This is a genomic window from Streptomyces sp. NPDC041713 (assembly GCF_055591085.1).
The window spans coordinates 527,158-541,116 of the sequence record NZ_JBVIZY010000002.1; the positions used below are offsets into that span (position 1 = coordinate 527,158).

The 13,959-nt window shown below is 73.1% G+C and carries 12 protein-coding genes; 6 read left to right on the top strand and 6 right to left on the bottom strand.

Annotated elements, in window-relative coordinates:
* The first annotated feature begins 1,139 nt into the window (after positions 1–1,139).
* Entirely contained in the window at positions 1,140–1,958 is an 819-nt protein-coding gene (locus tag ACZ6CV_RS07230) for a PepSY domain-containing protein (protein WP_469249961.1), read from the top strand.
* Between the two features lie 104 nt (positions 1,959–2,062).
* On the opposite strand, the gene hutH is transcribed toward ACZ6CV_RS07230, so the two are convergent.
* The 5 genes from hutH to ACZ6CV_RS07255 all read right to left on the bottom strand — a co-directional run bounded on the left by hutH (position 2,063) and on the right by ACZ6CV_RS07255 (position 8,414).
* Positions 2,063–3,601: a histidine ammonia-lyase gene (gene hutH, locus ACZ6CV_RS07235; protein WP_469250298.1), complete on the bottom strand. Its 1,539-nt coding sequence runs from the start codon at positions 3,599–3,601 to the stop codon at positions 2,063–2,065.
* A 93-nt stretch (positions 3,602–3,694) separates the two neighbouring features.
* On the bottom strand, positions 3,695–4,867 hold the full coding sequence (locus tag ACZ6CV_RS07240) for a GGDEF domain-containing protein (RefSeq protein WP_469249962.1): 1,173 nt from the start codon (positions 4,865–4,867) through the stop codon (positions 3,695–3,697).
* Between the two features lie 89 nt (positions 4,868–4,956).
* On the bottom strand, positions 4,957–5,754 hold the full coding sequence (locus ACZ6CV_RS07245) for an enoyl-CoA hydratase/isomerase family protein (RefSeq protein WP_469249963.1): 798 nt from the start codon (positions 5,752–5,754) through the stop codon (positions 4,957–4,959).
* Positions 5,755–5,844: 90 nt separating this feature from the next.
* Entirely contained in the window at positions 5,845–7,014 is a 1,170-nt protein-coding gene (locus tag ACZ6CV_RS07250) for an adenylate/guanylate cyclase domain-containing protein (protein ID WP_355803476.1), read from the bottom strand.
* 530 nt (positions 7,015–7,544) lie between these two features.
* Positions 7,545–8,414: a biotin--[acetyl-CoA-carboxylase] ligase gene (locus ACZ6CV_RS07255; protein WP_469249964.1), complete on the bottom strand. Its 870-nt coding sequence runs from the start codon at positions 8,412–8,414 to the stop codon at positions 7,545–7,547.
* Between the two features lie 127 nt (positions 8,415–8,541).
* Here ACZ6CV_RS07255 and ACZ6CV_RS07260 point away from each other — a divergent pair, with 127 nt between their 5' ends.
* From ACZ6CV_RS07260 to ACZ6CV_RS07275, 4 genes are all read left to right on the top strand, one after another.
* Positions 8,542–10,200, top strand: a complete 1,659-nt coding sequence (locus ACZ6CV_RS07260) for an acyl-CoA carboxylase subunit beta (RefSeq protein ID WP_469249965.1) — start codon at positions 8,542–8,544, stop codon at positions 10,198–10,200.
* 34 nt (positions 10,201–10,234) lie between these two features.
* The gene (locus ACZ6CV_RS07265) at positions 10,235–10,441 is read left to right on the top strand and encodes an acyl-CoA carboxylase epsilon subunit (RefSeq protein ID WP_469249966.1); all 207 of its coding nucleotides are present in this window, start codon (positions 10,235–10,237) and stop codon (positions 10,439–10,441) included.
* A 71-nt stretch (positions 10,442–10,512) separates the two neighbouring features.
* Positions 10,513–10,641 (top strand): morphogenic membrane protein MmpB, encoded by a 129-nt coding sequence (mmpB, locus tag ACZ6CV_RS07270; protein WP_362363911.1) that lies wholly within the window; start codon positions 10,513–10,515, stop codon positions 10,639–10,641.
* 37 nt (positions 10,642–10,678) lie between these two features.
* Complete coding sequence (locus ACZ6CV_RS07275) at positions 10,679–11,287, top strand: Maf family protein (protein ID WP_469249967.1); 609 nt, start codon at positions 10,679–10,681, stop codon at positions 11,285–11,287.
* 13 nt (positions 11,288–11,300) lie between these two features.
* Here ACZ6CV_RS07275 and ACZ6CV_RS07280 read toward each other — a convergent pair whose 3' ends face one another.
* A complete protein-coding gene (locus ACZ6CV_RS07280; protein ID WP_469249968.1) occupies positions 11,301–11,756 on the bottom strand; it encodes a hypothetical protein in 456 nt (151 codons plus the stop codon).
* 355 nt (positions 11,757–12,111) lie between these two features.
* On the opposite strand from ACZ6CV_RS07280, the gene ACZ6CV_RS07285 reads away from it, so the two are divergent.
* The gene (locus ACZ6CV_RS07285; RefSeq protein WP_469249969.1) at positions 12,112–13,884 is read left to right on the top strand and encodes an acetyl/propionyl/methylcrotonyl-CoA carboxylase subunit alpha; all 1,773 of its coding nucleotides are present in this window, start codon (positions 12,112–12,114) and stop codon (positions 13,882–13,884) included.
* Positions 13,885–13,959 lie beyond the last annotated feature (75 nt).

Genomic DNA, 13,959 nt, shown 5'->3' on the forward strand with positions numbered 1-13,959 from the left:
GAGCTCGGCCAGCCACGCGGTATCACCGCCGGGGGCGTCGGCTCGTGCTGCCGGGTGCGGACCGCCCTTCGTGGGCGGGTCTCAGGGGCTGGGCTCCGCCCATCGCCCGGCATCGCGGCTCGGGTCATAGGCCTTCGCGGCCGGGTGCGGTCCGGTCCGGCGTGGGCCGATGCCCGGGTGCGTGCTCGGCCACCCCGGCGGCTTCCCGGGGTCCTCGGTCTTCGCGGCCGAGTACGAGTTGGCTCATCGCGGGCGGCAGCCACGATGCGGCTCATCGTGGGGCAGGCACCAGGGTCGGAGTGCGTGTCGAGCCGCCGATGCGGACCGTGGCGCTGTGGGGGGCTGGCACCTACTTCGCGAAAGTTGCGAAGCGGACCCTCGCGCGCCCCCCTGCCACACCCCGCGCGCCGCCCACCGGATGCCCGATCACAGGATCCTGCCCCCCGCCCAGCCCGGTGGCCCCGACTGAACCCACCCGCCCCACACACCTCAATTGCCACCAGAACCCCCCAGCCCCAGAACTCCCACCGCCCGCAGAGGACCCACCTGCCCCATTCCCTTCGGCGGATGGAACGGTTCCGGGGGCGCTTGGAGAGGGACAGGGGGGCGCGCGGCATATTCATTCGCAACTTTCCCAAAGTAGGTGCCAGACCCGCAGGCGCCAGCCCCCTACCCCGGGCAGCTCATCGAAGGTGACACCTGCCGACGATGGACCGGACCGCACCCGGCAGCGCGAGCCGATGACCCGAACGGCGATGCCGGACGGCTGACCGAGCGCGCACCGTGGCCCCCGCCCACGATGAGCCGGACCGCACCCGGCCACGAAACGTGATGACCCGAGCAGCGTCACCCGCCGACCCCACCCCTGGCCGTCCGGGTCGGAGGTCACGTCGCGGTGGAGGGGCGGGAGTCAAGGGTGGAGCGGAGCGGAATCGGCGGAGCCGACGCCCGCAGGGCGCCCTTTACTCACGGCCCGGAACCGCCACACTCCGCAAAACCCCGGGCGGCCCCGGTGACCTTCAACGTCTCCGGTCCACCAAAGCGTGCCCCCCGGGCCGAAGGGGTGGGTCCACAGTCGATCGGGTGACCCTCGTGCGTGGGGGCCCGGGAGCGGCGGGACGGCGGCTCATCATGCGGGTATGAGTAACGAGCTCCGCCAGAAGAACTCCGGCACCTCCCGTGCCCGCCGCATCCGCCTCGCCGGCACCGTCTGCGCCCTCGTGGCCTCGGCCGCCCTCCTCACCGGGTGCGGGGACAACGACAGCAAGACGTCCGCCTCCTCGGCCTCCGGCGCGTCCGTTCCCAAGGAGAAGGCCGCCCCGTCGGACAGCCCCTCCGGCAGCGCCTCCCTCACGGAGGACCAGCAGGAGCGGAAGAAGCTGCTCGGCGTCACCAAGGTCACCTACGACAAGGCCGCCGACACGGCGCTGGCCAAGGTCTCGGGCGGCAAGCTGACCGAGCTGGACCTGGAGGGCGTGGACGACGACGACCGCGACGGCCGCGACGACAACGATGACGACGACGGCAGCGCGAGCCCCAGCGCCAGTGCCAGCGCCAGCGCCAGCGCGAGCGGGAGCCCGAGCGCCAGTGCCAGCGCCCGCTCCGGCAACCCGCAGTGGGTCGCCGAGGTCGCCGAGAAGGACGGCACCGTCCACAAGGTCCACATCGACGCGGTCTCCGGCAAGGTGATCAGCTCCGACCCGGACAAGGACCAGGACGCCGACGACAAGCGTGAGCTGGCCGGCTGGCTCGCCAAGGCGAAGAAGACGCCTCAGGACGCCGCGAAGACGGCCACGGACAAGAAGAAGGGCACCGTCACCTCGGTCAGCCTGGACGACACCGACAGCGGCTCCCTCGTCTGGTCCGTCGACGTCGTCACCGACGACTGGAACAAGACCGACTTCGACGTCGACGCGGTCAAGGGCGACATCACCCGCGAGCACGTCGACCGCGACTGACGTGCCCCCACCCGCACGCACAGAGGGTGCCGTCAGCCCGTGACGGCACCCTCTGTCATGCGTGCAATGCATGCAATGCGTGCATGCGTGCGGTACGGCGTCGCCTAGGCCAGCGCCCCGGTGACCGGCTCCACCGCCGCGACCAGCGCCCCGCCCCGTACGAACGCGTCCGCCGCCGCCAGATCCGGCGCGAGGAAGCGGTCCGGGCCCGGGCCCTCGACGCCCGCCTTGCGGACCGCTTCGATGACCGCGCGGGTCGCGGGCGCCGGCGTGAGGCCCTCGCGCAGCTCGACCGCGCGGGTGGCGGCGTACAGCTCGATCGCCACGATGCGGGTGAGGTTGTCGACCGCCGTACGGAGCTTGCGCGCCGCCGACCAGCCCATCGACACGTGGTCCTCCTGCATGGCGGAGGAGGGGATCGAGTCGGCCGACGCCGGGACGGCGAGCCGCTTCATCTCGCTGACCAGCGCCGCCTGCGTGTACTGGGCGATCATCAGGCCCGAGTCGACGCCCGCGTCGTCCGCGAGGAACGGCGGCAGGCCGTGCGAGCGGTTCTTGTCGAGGAGGCGGTCGGTGCGGCGCTCCGCGATGGAGCCGAGGTCTGCGGCGGCGATGGCGAGGAAGTCCAGGACGTACGCGACCGGGGCGCCGTGGAAGTTGCCGTTGGACTCGACGCGGCCGTCGGGCAGGACGACGGGGTTGTCGACGGCGGCGGCCAGCTCGCGCTCGGCGACGAGGCGCGCGTGCGCCATCGTGTCCCGCCCGGCACCCGCGACCTGCGGGGCGCACCGCACGGAGTACGCGTCCTGTACGCGCGGCGCGTCGTCCTGGTGGTGTCCGGTGAGGCCGGAACCCGCGAGGACGGCCAGCATGTTGGCGGCGGAGGCGGCCTGGCCCGGGTGCGGGCGGATGGCGTGCAGCTCGGGGGCGAGGACCTTGTCCGTGCCGAGCAGCGCCTCCAGCGTGAGGGCCGCGGTGATGTCGGCCGACTTGTAGAGGTTCTCCAGATCGGCGAGGGCCATGATCAGCATGCCGAGCATGCCGTCGGTGCCGTTGAGGAGGGCGAGGCCCTCCTTCTCGCGGAGCTGTACGGGGGTGATGCCGTGCGCGGCGAGCAGCTCGCCGGCGGGCCGCACCTCGCCGTCGGGGCCCTCGGCGTCGCCCTCGCCCATCAGCGTCAGCGCGCAGTGGCTGAGCGGGGCGAGGTCGCCGGAGCAGCCGAGCGAACCGTACTCGTGGACGACCGGGGTGATGCCGGCGTTGAGGACGTCGGCCATGGTCTGGGCGACCTCGGGGCGTACGCCGGTGTGGCCGGAGCAGACCGTCTTCAGGCGCAGGAACATCAGCGCGCGGACCACCTCGCGCTCCACGCGCGGGCCCATCCCGGCCGCGTGCGAGCGGACGATGTTGCGCTGCAGCTGGGCGCGGAGGTCGGGGCCGATGTGGCGGCTGGCCAGGGCGCCGAAGCCGGTCGAGACGCCGTAGACGGGGTCGGGCTTGGCGGCGAGCGCGTCGACGATCTCGCGGGCGGCGGCGAGCGAGGCCCGTGCGTCATCCGTCAGTTCGATACGGGCGTTGTCGCGTGCGACGGCGATGACGTCCGCCGCGGTTGTCCCTGTGGTGCCCAGGGCCACGGTGCCCACGGTGTGCATATCCATATTCAGCAGCGTACGGATTGAATCGCCAAGTGTCACGGGCGGATTCGGAGCGGACCACTTACCGCCCGACCGGACCGCTTACCGCCCCGGCGGCGTCCCCCGTCCCCGGAACTTCCGCCGCTCCCCCGCCGGAGACGTCCCCTCCGGCGCGTCGGCGAGGCTGATCACCGGGTCCGCCCCGCCCCTGCCCCCCTCGCGGCCCGCCACCACCGGCTTGGCGGCGTGCGCCGCCTTCGCCCGGTACTGGGCCGCGTCCGCCAGACGGAAGAGGCGGCGGGCCGAGCGGACCGGGCCGATCGGGTCGCCCGTCGACGCCACCCCGCACGCCACCCCGTCGCCGAGCTCCAACTCCGTGGCCCGTACGCAGAGTTCGTCCGCGATCCGCACCACCTCGTCGGCCGTCGGGCCCAGCGAGAGGAGGCAGAACTCGTCGCCGCCCAGCCGCGCCGCCACCGCCCCCGGGAGCATCGCGCCGCAGAGCGAGAGGACCGAGCCGAAGCGCTCCAGGAGGCGGTCGCCGACCGCGTGGCCCTGGGTGTCGTTGACCCGCTTCAGACCGTTCACGTCGCAGACGACCAGGCTGACCACGCAGCCGTCGGCCAGATGCCGCTCCACCGCCTCGTCGAGCCTGAGGTCGACCGCGCGGCGGTTGGCGAGCCCCGTGAGGGCGTCGGTGAAGGCCAGCCTGCGGGCCTCCTCCAGGCGCTCGGTCTGCGCGATCCCGGCGGCCACCACCGCCGCGAGGACCGTCGCGAAGTCCGCGTCCCCCCGGTCGAACACCGGCGCGCCCGGCGAGCGCGCCACGTACAGCTCGCCCCAGGCCCGCCCGTGCAGCACGATCGGCGCGATCACACAGCAGCCGCGGCCCCGGCGCCGCAGCGCGGCCACCCGCTGGTGGCAGTAGCCGGGCGCGCGGGTGTCCGCCGGGCCCTCCGCCGTCTCGACCCAGGCGTGCGGCTCCCCGCCGCCCGCCCAGTGCTCGTGCAGGAACTCGGTGATCTCCGGGAACTGATGGACGGGGTACGCCTCGTTCTCCGGGAACTCCTCCTCGCCCCGGACGCGCTGCCCCGCGTTCACCAGGACCCGCAGCCGGCCCATGTCCCGCTCCCACACGGAGAGCGCCGCGAAGCTGCCGTTCAGCGCGCGGCAGGTCCCCGCGGCGGCGGCCCGCCAGGACTCGCGCGGAGTGTGCGCGGCGGCCATTCCCTGCGCCAGCTCCACCACGGCCCGCAGCCGGACGTCCTCACCCATTTCCCCAGATTAGGAGGTTTGGGGGGTTTTGGAACCTCGACCCAGTGCCGGGCCCGACCGCCCGCCGGGCCCGTCAGCCCGCCGGACCCCTACTCCCCCGGCCACTGCGGCTTCCGCTTCTCGTTGAACGCCGCCACACCCTCCGCCCGGTCCGCCGAGAACGCCACCGTCCGCCACGCCGCGTCCTCGACCTCCAGGCCGGCCCGCAGGTCGAGCCCGTGCCCGAGGCGCAGGGCGCGCTTGGCGGCGCGCAGCCCGACGGGCGAGTTGGCCGCGATGCGGGCGCCGAGCGCGAGCGCCTCCGTACGCGCCTCGCCCTCCCCCACGAGGAGGTCCACCAGGCCCAGCTCCCGGGCCTCCGGCGCCGCCACACGGCGGGCCGTGAAGATCAGCTCGGCGGCGCGGGCGGCGCCCACGCGGCGTGGCAGGAGCTGGGTGCCGCCACCGCCGGGGATGACGCCGACGGAGACCTCGGGGAGCCCGACCACGGCGGTCGGGTCGGCGACGATCAGGTCGCAGGAGAGCGCGAGCTCGAAGCCGCCGCCGAGCGCGAAGCCGTGCACGGCCGCGACGGTGGGCATGGGCAGCTCCAGTACGCCGGTGTACGAGGCGCGCGTGGTGGGGCGCTGGCGGCGCAGGTCGGCGTCGCTGAAGGAGTTGCGCTCCTTCAGGTCGGCGCCCACGCAGAAGGCCCGCTCGTGGGTGGAGGTCAGGACGACCACGCGGGCCTCCGCGTCCTCGGCGAGGGCGGCGCAGGCGGCCGAGAGGGAGCGGGCCATCCCGGTGGAGACCGCGTTCATCGCCTTGGGGCGGTCCAGGACGAGCTCGACGACGTGGCCGTGCCGCCTGACCGCCACGTACTCCCCGTACCGCTGCTCGTCACCCATGACGCTCCTCCACCTCCGGTTAACGACCGTTACCCGGGGATCATGTCAGCCGGACCCGGCCGCGGGAAGGGCGGCCGGCCCGGCGTCCGCTCAGGACGCGGGGGGAGCGCTCCGGCGGGCCAGCAGCCATGGCTCGACGACGCCGAGGCCGCGCACGGGCCGCTGCCACATCGGCTGCAGCGCGAAGCGGTACGAGGGCGGCGCCTCGCCGTCCTTCTCGGCCCGCGCCGCCTCCTCCGCGGCCTGCGCCTCGGAGGCGGGCGCCTCGCCGGTGCGCGTGAGCTCCTCGGCGAGCGCGCCGTCGACGAGGACCGCGTCCCGGGGCGCTATCGAGGTGAGGCGGCTCGCGAGGTTCACGGTCGTGCCGAAGACGTCGCCCATGCGGGTGGTGACCGTGCCGAAGGCGATGCCGACGCGGAGCTCCGGCATGGTCTCGTCGTTGGCCATGGTCTCGATGAGGCGCAGGGCGATCTCGGCGGCGACGCCGGCGTCGTCGGCGGCGTAGAGCACCTCGTCGCCGAGGGTCTTGATGAGCCGCCCGCCGTGCGCGGCGACCAGGTCGGCCGCGGTGGTCTCGAAGGCCTCGACGAGCTCGCCGAGCTCCTCCTCCTCCATGCGGCGGGTCAGCCGGGTGAAGCCGACGAGGTCGGCGAAGCCGACGGCTAGGCGCCGGTCGACCATCTCCTCGTCGTCCGCGGCCTGCACCACGCGGCCGGTGGCGGCGGCGAGCTGGCGCCGCCACACATAGACGAGGAACTCCTCCAGCTCGGGCAGGAGCAGCTCTATCAGCGGATACGTGACCTCGGTGCGGGTCATGCCGGGCTCGGGCGGCTCGGTGAGCCCCTCCAGGAAGGAGTCGATCTGCCACTCGGCGAGCCGGGCGGTGGTCTGTCCCGTGGACCGCGCCACCTGCACGGCCATCGCCTCGCTGAGCAGGCCCGCCTCGACGAGGCCGGCGAGCCGGCGCAGGGCGAGCACGTCCGCCTCGGTCAGGGCCTTGGCCTGGCCGATGTCGGGGAAGCCCATGGCCCGCCAGAAGCGGGACGCCAGCTCCATGGAGACGCCCGCGCTGCGGGCCGCCTGGAAGGGGGTGTAGCGGCGGTCGGCGCCGAGGATGAGCTGTTCGAGGCGGAGGGCGAGCGGGTCCTTCGCCGCGTCGTCCTCACCCTTCTCGACCACCTCGGGTACCTCGGGCACCCCGGGCCCGCCGTCAGGGGCGGGGTGTACGCCCTCGCCGGAACCCGTGTCGTCGACGGTCACGCCTGCTGCCCTTCCGATCTGCCGCGGTCAGGTTCGACCGGCGCCAACTTTACGGCAGGTGTGCCGCAGCTCACGTACGACTCCCGGGAGCGGTGTCTTGACGGGGGCGCGGGAGCGCTCCCCTGCGGGGGGCTTGGGCGGTTTTGGCGTCTGCCGGGTGCCCGCCGGTCGGCGGCTGCGGGCGCGATTTGGCTGATCGCGCAGTTCCCCGCGCCCCTTACGGGGCGCTCGCCGTCACCCCGTCGCGTGCCGCCCCCGCGGGCGCGTCTGCCGGGGGCCCGCCGGGCGGCGGCTGCAGGCGCGATTTGGCTGATCGCGCAGTTCCCCGCGCCCCTTACGGGGCGCTCGCCGTCATCCGTCCCGTGCCGCCCCCGCGGGCGCGTCTGCCGGGGGCCCGCCGGGCGGCGGCTGCAGGCGCGATTTGGCTGAGCGCGCAGTTCCCCGCGCCCCTTACGGGGCGCGTCTGCCGGGGCCCCGCCAGTCCGCGGCTGCGGGCGCGGGCCGGCTGGGTGTGCCGTTTCCCGCGCCCCTTACGGGGTGCCCGCAGGGCGTAGGTGGATGATGTCGGCTGCTCCTACTGGTTCCTGCATTCCCTTTTCCGTGGCCAGGACCAGGCGGCCGTCGCCGTCCACCGCTACTGCCTCGCCCTCGATCGAGCGGTCGCCGGGGAGTTCCGCGCGGACGCGGCGGCCGAGCGTGGCGCAGCCGGCGGCGTAGGTTTCCTGGAGGCGGGAGGCGGCCGGGTCGCCGTCCGCGTCGCGCCAGTCCCCGTACCACCGCTCCAGGGAGCGCAGCACGGCCCGCAGCAGCGGGTCGCGGTCCGTGGTGCCGGCGCCGGCCAGGGCGAGGGAGCCGGCCGTGGGCACCGGCAGCTCCTCCGCGCGCAGCGTGACGTTGATGCCGACGCCCACCACGACACCCCCGCCGTCCGCCGCCCCCGCCCGCTCCACAAGGATGCCGCCGGCCTTGCGCTCCTCCTCGCCCACGGTCACCAGGAGGTCGTTGGGCCACTTGAGCGCGGTGTCCACGCCGGCCACCTGGGACAGCCCCGTGGCGACGGCGACGCCGGTGAGCAGCGGCAGCCACCCCCACCGCTCGACGGGCACCTCGTCGGGCTTGAGCAGCACCGAGAAGAAGAGCCCGGAGCGGGCGGGCGCGGACCACCGCCGGTCCAGGCGGCCGCGCGCCGCGCTCTGCTCCTCGGCGACCAGCACCGCGCCCTCGGGGAGCTCGTCGGCCCGCGCCGCGAGGTCGGAGTTGGTGGAACCGGTGGCGGCCACCACGTCCAGGGAGGACCACAGCCCGCCCTCCCGCAGCAGCGCCCGGCGCAGGGAAGCGGCGTTCAGCGGCGGGCGGTCCAGGTCGGACCAGCGGTTGTCTTCAGCATCTGACGGCGTCATGCAAGCCACCTTAGGTGTGGTAAACGCCGCACTGCCGAACCGTATCGGCGCCGATACGCTACGGGTCAGTAGCCAGCCGCACCGCCGTTAGACAAGCCCCTTTGAGCAGGCAGGGAGCCGCATCCCGATGTCCGAGCCGGAAGAGCCCAACGTGCCCGCGCAAGACCGCAGCGCCGACCACGGCGCCGACGACCGCGCCGACGACGGCGCCATCGACATCCATACCACCGCGGGAAAGCTCGCCGACCTGCAGCGCCGCATCGAGGAGGCCAAGCACGCGGGTTCGGCCCGCGCGGTCGAGAAGCAGCATGCCAAGGGGAAGCTGACGGCCCGCGAGCGCATTGAACTCCTGCTCGACGAGGGCTCCTTCGTCGAGCTCGACGAGTTCGCGCAGCACCGCTCGACCAACTTCGGCCTGGAGAAGAACCGGCCGTACGGCGACGGCGTGGTGACCGGCTACGGCACGGTCGACGGCCGTCCGGTCGCCGTGTTCTCGCAGGACTTCACCGTCTTCGGCGGCGCGCTCGGCGAGGTCTTCGGCCAGAAGATCGTCAAGGTCATGGACTTCGCGCTCAAGACCGGCTGTCCGGTCATCGGCATCAACGACTCCGGCGGCGCCCGCATCCAGGAGGGCGTCATGGCCCTCGGGATGTACGGCGAGATCTTCCGCCGCAACACCCACGCGTCCGGCGTGATCCCGCAGATCAGCCTGGTCGTCGGCCCCTGCGCGGGCGGCGCCGTCTACTCCCCCGCCATCACCGACTTCACCGTCATGGTCGACCAGACCTCGCACATGTTCATCACCGGGCCCGACGTCATCAAGACCGTCACCGGTGAGGACGTCGGCTTCGAGGAGCTGGGCGGCGCGCGCACCCACAACTCGGCGTCGGGCGTGGCCCACCACATGGCGGGCGACGAGAAGGACGCGATCGAGTACGTCAAGTCCCTGCTGTCGTACCTGCCGTCGAACAACCTCAGCGAGCCGCCGGCCTTCCCCGAGGAGGCCGACCTGGCGCCCACGGACGAGGACCTGGCGCTGGACACGCTGATCCCGGACAGCGCCAACCAGCCGTACGACATGCACGGCGTCATCGAACACGTCCTGGACGACGGCGAGTTCTTCGAGACGCAGCCGCTGTTCGCGCCGAACATCCTCACCGGCTTCGGCCGCGTCGAGGGGCAGCCGGTGGGCATCGTCGCCAACCAGCCGACGCAGTTCGCGGGCTGTCTGAACATCGACGCGTCCGAGAAGGGCGCCCGCTTCGTCCGCACCTGCGACGCGTTCAACATCCCGGTCATCACGTTCGTGGACGTGCCGGGTTTCCTGCCGGGCGTCGAGCAGGAGCACACCGGCATCATCCGCCGCGGCGCGAAACTCATCTACGCGTACGCGGAGGCCACCGTCCCGCTGATCACGGTCATCACGCGCAAGGCCTTCGGCGGCGCGTACGACGTGATGGGCTCCAAGCACCTGGGCGCCGACCTGAACCTGGCGTGGCCGACCGCGCAGATCGCGGTGATGGGCGCGCAGGGCGCGGTGAACGTGCTGCACCGCCGCACCATCGCCGCGGCCGGCGACGAGACGGCCCAGGAGGAGACCCGGGCCCGGCTCATCCAGGAGTACGAGGACGCCCTGCTCAACCCGTACACGGCGGCCGAACGCGGGTACGTGGACGCGGTGATCATGCCGTCGGAGACCCGGTCCCACCTCGTACGCGGCCTGCGTCAGCTGCGGACGAAGCGGGAATCCCTGCCTCCGAAGAAGCACGGCAACATCCCCCTCTAGTCCCTCAGGTCCTCTAGTCCCTCAGGGAGGGCTCATGATCAAGGTCGTACGGGGCAACCCGACCCCCGAGGAGCTGGCCGCCGCCCTGGCGGTGGTCCAGGCGCGCGCCGCGGCGCTGGCCGCCGGCACGTCCGGTGCGCCCGAGCCGCCCGCCGCGTGGGCCGACCCCACGCGGGTGGCCCGCCACCGGCTGCCGGCGCCCTCACCGACGGCGTGGGGCCGCACGTACTGGCCCGGCTAGGGCACTCGGGCCGGGGAACTTGAGTACGCGTACTCAGGTGTCCCGGCCCGTCCGGTCGCACCATCGATTGCATGCTGTGGTCGGACCCTGAGGACAACCCTCCCAAGGACATGCGGGACCTGCAGGCGAGGATGCGCCGCGCGGGCCTCGTGCTCGCCCTGGCCATGGTCGTGGCGATGTTCGTGCTGGGCATCCACTGAGTGCCCGGCGCCCCGCACACCGCCTACGCTGACCCCCATGAGTGATCAGCCCCGCCGTCTCGTCCTCGCCTCCCAGTCCCCCGCCCGGCTCGGCCTGCTCCGCCAGGCGGGCCTCGCCCCCGAGGTGATCGTCAGCGGCGTCGACGAGGACAAGGTGTCCGCGCCCACCCCCGCCGAGCTCGCCCTCGCGCTGGCCGAGGCCAAGGCGTCCGTGGTCGCCGCGCGGCCGGACGCCAAGGGCGCGCTGGTGATCGGCTGCGACTCGGTCCTGGAACTGGACGGACAGGCGCTCGGCAAGCCGGCCGACGCCGAGGAGGCCACCGCCCGCTGGAAGGCCATGCGCGGCCGCGCGGGCGTCCTGCAGACGGGCCACTGCGTCCGCGACACCGTCTCCGGGCGGTACGTGTCGGCGACGGCGTCGACCGTGGTGCGGTTCGGCGAGCCCTCCGACGCCGAGGTCGCGGCGTACGTCGCGAGCGGCGAACCGCTGCATGTGGCGGGGGCGTTCACCCTGGACGGCCGTTCGGCGCCGTTCGTCGAGGGCATCGAGGGCGACCACGGCAACGTCATCGGCCTCTCGCTGCCCCTGCTGCGCCGCCTCCTGGCGGAACTGGGCGTCGGCATCACGGAGTTGTGGCAGCCGTAGTCCGCGCGCCGGCTCAGGCGGGCTGCGGGGCCCCGCTCCCGGGCGCCCCGTCGCCCTCCGCCGCGCCCTCGCGCTGCGCCTTCTTCTCGTACGCCACGAGCGGGAGCACGATCAGGCCGAGCACGACCATCATGAAGACGAACGCGGCCCAGCCCACCAGGCCGACGCAGAACGCGCCGAGCAGGCCGTGCACGACGGCGCAGCTGATCAGGAGCACCCGGCCGAAGGTGCCGGGGGCGCGGTCGCGGGCGGCGGTGCGGGCCAGCACGACGGCGCACAGGGTGAGGTAGCCGCCGAAGAGGAGGCCGGCGATCCAGGTCGAGACGGTCATCGCGTGCGGGTCGAGTCCGGCCAGGGACATGTCCTGCTTGTCGACGACGAGGCCGAGGAACCAGTTGAGGAGCGCGATGCCGACCGCCTCCGCGAGAAGAACGACCGCTCCCAGCCAGGCCACCGGTCTGCGCGCCACGGCGCCCCACCCACTTTCCGCTGCTGTTACCCCTAGTACGTTCCGAGCCACCCGCACGCTACTCATGGGTAAACCCGGGGACAAGAGCTGTGCCGCGGGCAAAGAATCATTGGGCCATTCGTAGGGACTCCACAAAGAAAGCCGCGCGTCCGCAGCGCTGACTCACAGAGACCTTGACCACATCGGAGGGCTACGCTGCGGTGGAGGGACCCTGTGTACCGCGGTACGACAAGGGATTTCGCGGACCTAGCCAACCTCGAGTCACACTCCGTGTGGGCAAGCTCACCATTGGGGACGGGTCGTAAGCCCGTGTCGGCAGTCCCTAAACTCGGCTTGTTTCAAGGAGGGAGCCATCGTGCGCAAGGTGCTCATCGCCAACCGTGGCGAAATCGCTGTCCGCGTTGCCCGGGCATGCCGGGATGCAGGGATCGCGAGCGTAGCCGTCTACGCAGACCCGGACCGGGACGCTCTGCATGTACGGGCAGCCGATGAGGCGTTCGCGCTGGGCGGTGACACTCCGGCCACCAGCTACCTGGACATCTCCAAGGTGCTGGCCGCGGCCAAGGACGCGGGGGCGGACGCCATCCACCCCGGATACGGCTTCCTTTCGGAGAACGCCGACTTCGCGCAGGCCGTCATCGACGCGGGCCTGAACTGGATCGGCCCGCCGCCGCAGGCCATCCGTGACCTGGGCGACAAGGTCGCCGCGCGGCACATCGCGCAGCGCGCCGGCGCCCCGCTGGTCGCGGGCACGCCGGACCCGGTGTCGGGCGCCGACGAGGTCGTCGCCTTCGCCGAGGCCAACGGCCTGCCGATCGCGATCAAGGCGGCGTTCGGCGGTGGCGGCCGCGGTCTGAAGGTGGCCCGCACCCTCGACGAGGTCCCCGAGCTGTACGACTCCGCGGTGCGCGAGGCCGTGGCGGCCTTCGGCCGCGGCGAGTGCTTCGTCGAGCGCTACCTCGACAAGCCGCGGCACGTGGAGACCCAGTGCCTGGCCGACAAGCACGGCAACGTCGTGGTCGTCTCGACCCGTGACTGCTCGCTGCAGCGCCGCCACCAGAAGCTCGTCGAGGAGGCGCCCGCGCCGTTCCTGACCGCCGAGCAGACCGCGGAGCTGTACACCGCCTCCAAGGCGATCCTGAAGGAAGCCGGCTATGTCGGCGCGGGCACCGTGGAGTTCCTCGTCGGTGTCGACGGCACGATCTCCTTCCTGGAGGTCAACACCCGTCTGCAGGTGGAGCACCCGGTCACCGAGGAGGTCGCCGGCATCGACCTCGTACGCGAGATGTTCCGCATCGCCGACGGCGAGGAGCTCGGCTACGGCGACCCCGAACTGCGCGGTCACTCCTTCGAGTTCCGCATCAACGGCGAGGACCCGGGCCGGGGCTTCCTGCCCGCGCCCGGCACCGTCACCACCTTCGCCCCGCCGTCGGGCCCCGGCGTCCGCCTGGACGCGGGCGTGGAGTCCGGCTCGGTCATCGGCCCGGCGTGGGACTCGCTCCTCGCCAAGCTGATCGTCACCGGCGCCACGCGCGAGCAGGCGCTGCAGCGCGCCTCCCGCGCCCTCGAGGAGTTCACGGTGGAGGGCATGGCCACGGCCATCCCGTTCCACCGTGCCGTCGTCAAGGACCCGGCGTTCGCGCCGGAACTGACCGGCTCCAGCGACCCGTTCACGGTCCACACCCGGTGGATCGAGACCGAGTTCGTCAACGAGATCCCCCCGTTCACGGCCTCCGCGGACGCCGAGACGGACGAGGAGCCGGGCCGCGAGACGGTCGTCGTCGAGGTCGGCGGCAAGCGCCTGGAGGTCTCGCTGCCGTCCTCCCTCGGCATGACGATCGCGCGCACCGCGGCGGCGGGCGGCGCCCGTCCCAAGCGCCGCGCGGCCAAGAAGTCCGGCCCGGCCGCCTCCGGCGACACCCTCGCCTCGCCCATGCAGGGCACGATCGTCAAGGTCGCGGTCGAGGAGGGCCAGGAGGTCAACGAGGGCGACCTCATCGTCGTCCTGGAGGCCATGAAGATGGAACAGCCCCTGAACGCCCACCGCTCGGGCACGATCAAGGGCCTCACCGCGGAGGTGGGCGCGAGCCTGACGTCCGGCGCGGTGATCTGCGAGATCAAGGACTGACGCACGGGGCCGGCGGGGCCGCGCTGGACGTTCCAGCACGGCCCCGCCGGCATTTCCTGCCGCGCCCCACGGTCG